Raw genomic sequence first — 5772 nt, forward strand, 5'->3', positions numbered from 1 at the left:
ATCACCCTCAAGGGCCCTGGCTTCGACGAATGGACGCTGTCCAATCGAACCCGCTCCCAGGGGCTGAAAGTCCATGTGCTGTATGCCGAGCAGGCGGCAGCACCGGTGCATTGCAGCTTCAGCGCAGCCAACGTCAACGACATCGACGAAGGCCGGACGCTGGGTATCGAGCCACAGGCCACCTACGTATTCGACAAGGGCTATTACGACTTCAACTGGTGGGCGAGCCTGGATGCCCAGAAGGCCCGCTTCGTCACACGATTCAAGTCCAATGTGCGGCTCAAGGTCCTGGCCCAGCGCGAGGTTCCCCAGCAAGACCGGGAAACGATTCTGCGAGACGAAGAGGTGAACTTCTCCAACCGCAACCCAGGTGGCCGACGGCGTAATCACTACACCCAGCCCCTGCAGCGGATCCTGGTGAACCGCCCAGGCGATGAGCCGCCTCTAAGCCTGGCGACCAACGACCTGAGCAGCCCGGCGGCAGAAATCGCCGAGCGCTACCGGGATCGCTGGCGGATCGAGCTGTTTTTCAAATGGATCAAGCAACACCTGAAGGTCAGGCGTTTCCTGGGCCGTAGCGAGAATGCCGTGCGCATCCAGATTCTCTGTGCGCTGATCAGCTACTTGCTGCTGAACCTTTACCAACGCAGGACGGGAACGCGGCAAAGCCTGTGGATGCTGATGGTGGAGGTACAGGCGACGCTGTTTCAGCGTCCTGGTCTGGAGGCCGAACGTTACCGACGACGGCAGGAGCGAATACGCGAGATCAACCTGCGTCAGGGGCAGCTGTTAATAGCATGAGGCGTGCCGGACAGCAGTGCGCGTTCGCGGGAATGACGGGGTGGCGATTGGTGCATAGGGCCAGGAGGGTTGGCGAGCAAGCCCGCTTACCCCTCCAATCCCCCCTCAGCGCTCGATGATCTGCCGAATCTGCGACTGCGGAATCATCTGCTCCTTGCCCTCGGCATCCTCGAAGCGAATCATCCCGCTGGCCTTGTCCAGCTTCGGCTTGTTGTCGGTAGTGATCATCTGGCCATCGGCAGTGCTGATGATGTACTCGCTGGAACAACCGGCGAGTGCGAGCAGGCAAGCGGCGAGCAGCAGGTGTTTTTTCATGGCGATCCCGGACGATGCGGCTATGGATGGATTGAGCATAGCTGCTGGCCCGGGGCCATGAAGTTGATCCGCGTCAGTGGCCGGACGGCCCCGCTTCGAGACTGAAGGGCGCCTGGTGCAGGCCGTTGGCGTCGGCCTGCAGGGCCCAGCCTTGACGGTCCCAGTCGCCGAGGACGATGCGCCGGGCCGGCTGGCCGTCGAGCTGCAACTCGTGCACCGCCGGGCGATGGGTGTGGCCGTGGATCAGGGTGCGCACGCCATACTGGCGCATGACCTTGAGCACCTCGTCCGGCGTCACGTCGACGATCTCGCTGGCCTTCATGCGCGTCTGCGCGCGGCTTTCCTTGCGCAGCTTGCGCGCCAACCGGTGGCGCTTGGAAAGCGGCAGGTTGCGCAGGATGAACAGCGAGACCGGATTGCGCAGCCAACGGCGCAGCTTCATGTAGCCGACGTCCAGCGTGCACAGGCTGTCGCCGTGCATCAGCAGCACCTTCTCGCCGTTCAGGCGGATCACGCAGGGGTCGCGCAGCAGGGTGCAGCCGGCTTCGCGGCAGAACGCCTTGCCGATCAGGAAGTCGCGGTTGCCGTGCATCAGGTAGATGCGCGTGCCGCTGTCGGCCAGTTCGCGCAGGGCGCGGGCGATGGAATGCTGGAACTCGTCCATGCCGTCGTCGCCGATCCAGGCCTCGAAGAAGTCGCCGAGGATGTAGAGCGCTTCGGCCTGGCGGGCGCGGCTGCGCAGGAAATGCAAGAACGCCCGGGTGATGTCCGGGCGTTCCGCTTCCAGATGCAGGTCCGAGATGAACAGGACGCTCATCGACTCACTCGACGATCTCGGCCTTCTCGATGATCACGTCTTCGCTGGGCACGTCCTGGTGGCCGGCGCGCATGGTAGTGGCCACACCCTTGATCTTGTTGACCACGTCCATGCCGTCCACTACCTGGCCGAACACGCAGTAGCCCCAGCCCTGCACGGTCGGCGCGCTGTGGTTGAGGAAGTCGTTGTCGGCGACGTTGATGAAGAACTGCGCGCTGGCCGAGTGCGGCTCCATGGTGCGGGCCATGGCCACGGTGCCGACCTTGTTGCCGACGCCGTTGTTGGCCTCGTTCTTGATCGGGGCGCGGGTGCTCTTTTGCTTCATGCCCGGCTCGAAACCGCCGCCCTGGATCATGAAGTTGTTGATCACGCGGTGGAAGATGGTGTTGTCGTAATGACCGCTCTTCACGTACTCCTTGAAGTTGGCCACGGTCTCCGGGGCCTTGTCTTCGAAGAGTTCCAGGGTGATGACGCCATGGTTGGTGTGCAGCTTGATCATGAGGGGATTCCACTCTGTCGGGAAAATCGAAGGCCTGTCAGGGGGTTGACAGCTTCGGCTATGATAAGCGCTTTGGTTTGGCCGGCCTACCCTGGCCGAACGTCAGTAACGATCAAGGACACCATGAGCAAGCCCACCGCCGATTCGAAAGAAGCCACTGTCGCCGCCAACTTCCTGCGCCCCATCGTCCAGGCAGACCTGGACAGCGGCAAGCACCAGAAGATCGTCACCCGCTTCCCGCCGGAGCCCAACGGCTACCTGCACATCGGCCATGCCAAGTCGATCTGCCTGAACTTCGGCCTGGCCCGTGACTTCGGCGGCGACTGCCACCTGCGCTTCGACGACACCAACCCGGCGAAGGAAGACCAGGAATACATCGACGCCATCGAGGCCGACGTGAAGTGGCTGGGCTTCCAGTGGGCCGGCCCGGTGCGCTTCGCCTCCGACTATTTCGACCAGCTGCACGCCTGGGCGGTGGACCTGATCAAGGCCGGCAAGGCTTTCGTCTGCGACCTCAATGCCGAGGAAATGCGCGAATACCGCGGCAGCCTGACCGAGCCGGGCAGGAACAGCCCGTTCCGCGAGCGCTCGGTGGAAGAGAACCTCGACCTGTTCGCGCGCATGAAGGCCGGCGAGTTCCCCGACGGCGCCAAGTCGCTGCGGGCGAAGATCGACATGGCCTCGCCGAACATCAACCTGCGCGACCCGATCCTCTACCGCATCCGCCACGCCCATCACCACCAGACCGGCGACAAGTGGTGCATCTACCCCAGCTACGACTTCACCCACGGGCAGTCGGACGCCATCGAGGGCATCACCCACTCCATCTGCACCCTGGAGTTCGAGGACCATCGCCCGCTGTACGAGTGGTTCCTGGCCAACCTGCCGGTGCCGGCGCAGCCGCGCCAGTACGAGTTCGCCCGGCTGAACCTGAACTACACCATCACCAGCAAGCGCAAGCTCAAGCAACTGGTCGACGAAGGCCACGTGGACGGCTGGGACGACCCGCGCATGTCGACCCTCTCCGGCTACCGCCGCCGCGGCTACACCCCGGCCTCGATCCGCAACTTCTGCGACATGATCGGCGTGAACCGCGCCGGTGGCGTGGTCGACATCGGCATGCTGGAATTCGCCATCCGCGACGACCTGGACGCCAACGCCGCGCGCGCCATGTGCGTGCTCAAGCCGCTGAAGGTGGTCATCACCAACTACCCCGAAGGCCAGGTCGAGAACCTCGAACTGCCGCGTCACCCGAAGCAGGACATGGGCGTGCGCGTGCTGCCGTTCAGCCGCGAGATCTACATCGACGCCGGCGACTTCGAGGAAGTCCCGCCGGCCGGCTACAAGCGCCTGGTCCCCGGTGGCGAAGTGCGCCTGCGCGGCAGCTACGTGATCCGCGCCGACGAAGCCATCAAGGACGCCGCCGGCAACATCGTCGAACTGCGCTGCAGCTACGACGAGAACACCCTGGGCAAGAACCCGGAAGGCCGCAAGGTCAAGGGCGTGATCCACTGGGTGCCGGCCGCCGAGAGCGTCGAGTGCGAAGTGCGCCTGTACGACCGGCTGTTCCGATCGGCCAACCCGGAAAAGTCCGAAGAGGGCGGCAGCTTCCTCGACAACATCAACCCCGACTCCCTGGTGGTGCTCAAGGGTTGCCGCGCCGAGCCGTCGCTGGCCAGCGCCGGCGCCGAGGATCGCTTCCAGTTCGAGCGCGAAGGCTACTTCTGCGCCGACAGCAAGGATTCCAAGGCCGGTGCCCTGGTCTTCAACCGCACCGTGACCCTGCGCGATTCCTGGGGGCAGTAAATGGCGCTTTCCCTCTACAACACCCTGAGCAAGGCCAAGGAGCCGTTCCAGCCGCTGGTCGGCAACCAGGTGCGCATGTACGTGTGCGGCATGACCGTGTACGACTTCTGCCACATCGGCCACGCCCGCGTCATGGTCGCCTTCGACGTCATCGCCCGCTGGCTGCGCCAGCGCGGCTATGAGCTGACCTACGTGCGCAACATCACCGACATCGACGACAAGATCATCCGTCGCGCCCAGGAGAACGGCGAGCCCTTCGACGCCCTGACCGAGCGCATGATCGCCGCGATGCACGAGGACGAGGCGCGCCTGTCGGTGTTGCGCCCGGACATCGAGCCGCGCGCCACCGGCCACATCGCCGGCATGCACGCGATGATCCAGACGCTGATCGACAAGGGTTTCGCCTACGCTCCGGGCAATGGCGACGTCTACTACCGCGTCGGCAAGTTCGTCGGCTACGGCAAGCTGTCGCGCAAGAAGATCGAAGACCTGCGCATCGGCGCGCGCATCGAGGTCGACGAATCCAAGGAAGACCCGCTGGACTTCGTGCTGTGGAAGGCGGCCAAGCCGGGCGAGCCGAGCTGGGAATCGCCCTGGGGCGCCGGGCGCCCGGGCTGGCACATCGAATGCTCGGTGATGTCCACCTGCTGCCTGGGCGAGACCTTCGACATCCACGGCGGCGGCCCTGACCTGGTGTTCCCGCACCACGAGAACGAGATCGCCCAGAGCGAGGCGGCCACCGGCAAGCCCTACGCGGCCACCTGGATGCACGCCGGCGCGGTGCGCGTGGACGGCGAGAAGATGTCCAAGTCCCTGGGCAACTTCTTCACCATCCGCGAGGTGCTGGAGAAGTACCACCCCGAGGTGGTGCGCTTCCTGCTGGTGTCCAGCCACTACCGCAGCCCGATCAACTACTCCGAGGACAACCTCAAGGAAGCCAAGGGCGCGCTGGAACGCTTCTACACCGCGCTGCGCGGCCTACCCGAGGTCGAGGCGGCCGGTGGCGAAGCCTTCGCCGAGCGTTTCGCCGCGGCAATGGACGATGACTTCAATACCCCTGAAGCCGTCGCCGTGCTGTTCGAGATGGCCCGCGAAGTGAACCGCCTGCGTGAGGCCGACCTGCAGGCTGCGGCAGCCCTGGCGGCGAAGCTGCGCGAACTGGCCGGCCTGCTGGGTGTGCTGCAACTGGAGCCGGACGCCTTCCTCCAGGCCGGCGCCGCCGGCAAGGTCGACGCCGCCCAGGTGGAAGCGCTGATCCAGGCCCGCCTGGAAGCCCGCGCGGCGAAGAACTGGGCCGAGTCGGACCGCATCCGCGACGAGCTGACCGCCATGGGTGTGGTTCTGGAAGACGGCAAGGGCGGCACCACCTGGCGTTTGGCCGAGTGATCCACCGCTGAAAGGAAAGAAGGCCGCTGATGCGGCCTTTTTTCTGCCGATTGCGCCGAGGAGCTCTTCGTAGGATGGGTTGAGCTTGCGATACCCATGCTGCCGTGGTGATGGGTATCGCTTCGCTCAACGCCATCCTACGAAAAGC

At 64.7% G+C, this 5772-nt stretch carries 6 protein-coding genes; 3 read left to right on the forward strand and 3 right to left on the reverse strand.

Annotated features, from left to right (window positions below; genetic code table 11):
• Positions 1–801, forward strand: an 801-nt coding sequence (locus tag RN02_RS26645; RefSeq protein ID WP_043318147.1) for an IS4 family transposase, incomplete at its 5' end; no start/stop codon positions are given.
• Positions 802–906: 105 nt separating this feature from the next.
• Here the strand turns inward: RN02_RS26645 and RN02_RS26650 are convergent.
• The 3 genes from RN02_RS26650 to RN02_RS26660 all read right to left on the reverse strand — a co-directional run bounded on the left by RN02_RS26650 (position 907) and on the right by RN02_RS26660 (position 2432).
• Entirely contained in the window at positions 907–1116 is a 210-nt protein-coding gene (locus RN02_RS26650; protein WP_043318149.1) for a YgdI/YgdR family lipoprotein, read from the reverse strand.
• A gap of 73 nt (positions 1117–1189) precedes the next feature.
• Positions 1190–1933, reverse strand: a complete 744-nt coding sequence (lpxH, locus tag RN02_RS26655) for a UDP-2,3-diacylglucosamine diphosphatase (RefSeq protein ID WP_043318152.1) — start codon at positions 1931–1933, stop codon at positions 1190–1192.
• 4 nt (positions 1934–1937) lie between these two features.
• On the reverse strand, positions 1938–2432 hold the full coding sequence (locus tag RN02_RS26660) for a peptidylprolyl isomerase (RefSeq protein ID WP_009623469.1): 495 nt from the start codon (positions 2430–2432) through the stop codon (positions 1938–1940).
• A 123-nt stretch (positions 2433–2555) separates the two neighbouring features.
• On the opposite strand from RN02_RS26660, the gene RN02_RS26665 reads away from it, so the two are divergent.
• Positions 2556–4238: a glutamine--tRNA ligase/YqeY domain fusion protein gene (locus RN02_RS26665; protein ID WP_043318154.1), complete on the forward strand. Its 1683-nt coding sequence runs from the start codon at positions 2556–2558 to the stop codon at positions 4236–4238.
• The gene (gene cysS / locus RN02_RS26670; RefSeq protein WP_043267156.1) at positions 4239–5624 is read left to right on the forward strand and encodes a cysteine--tRNA ligase; all 1386 of its coding nucleotides are present in this window, start codon (positions 4239–4241) and stop codon (positions 5622–5624) included. It abuts the gene before it with no gap.
• Positions 5625–5772: the final 148 nt, after the last annotated feature.

It is taken from the genome of Pseudomonas sp. PI1 (assembly GCF_000812405.1).
Taxonomy (GTDB): Bacteria; Pseudomonadota; Gammaproteobacteria; order Pseudomonadales; family Pseudomonadaceae; genus Pseudomonas; species Pseudomonas citronellolis.

What these genes read in the sequence shown, in the direction of transcription:
- cysS (WP_043267156.1), top strand. Translation starts at nt 4,239, where the DNA reads ATGGCGCTTTCCCTCTACAACACCCTGAGCAAGGCCAAGGAGCCGTTC.
- RN02_RS26650 (WP_043318149.1), bottom strand. Translation starts at nt 1,116, where the DNA reads ATGAAAAAACACCTGCTGCTCGCCGCTTGCCTGCTCGCACTCGCCGGT.
- lpxH (WP_043318152.1), bottom strand. Translation starts at nt 1,933, where the DNA reads ATGAGCGTCCTGTTCATCTCGGACCTGCATCTGGAAGCGGAACGCCCG.
- RN02_RS26665 (WP_043318154.1), top strand. Translation starts at nt 2,556, where the DNA reads ATGAGCAAGCCCACCGCCGATTCGAAAGAAGCCACTGTCGCCGCCAAC.
- RN02_RS26660 (WP_009623469.1), bottom strand. Translation starts at nt 2,432, where the DNA reads ATGATCAAGCTGCACACCAACCATGGCGTCATCACCCTGGAACTCTTC.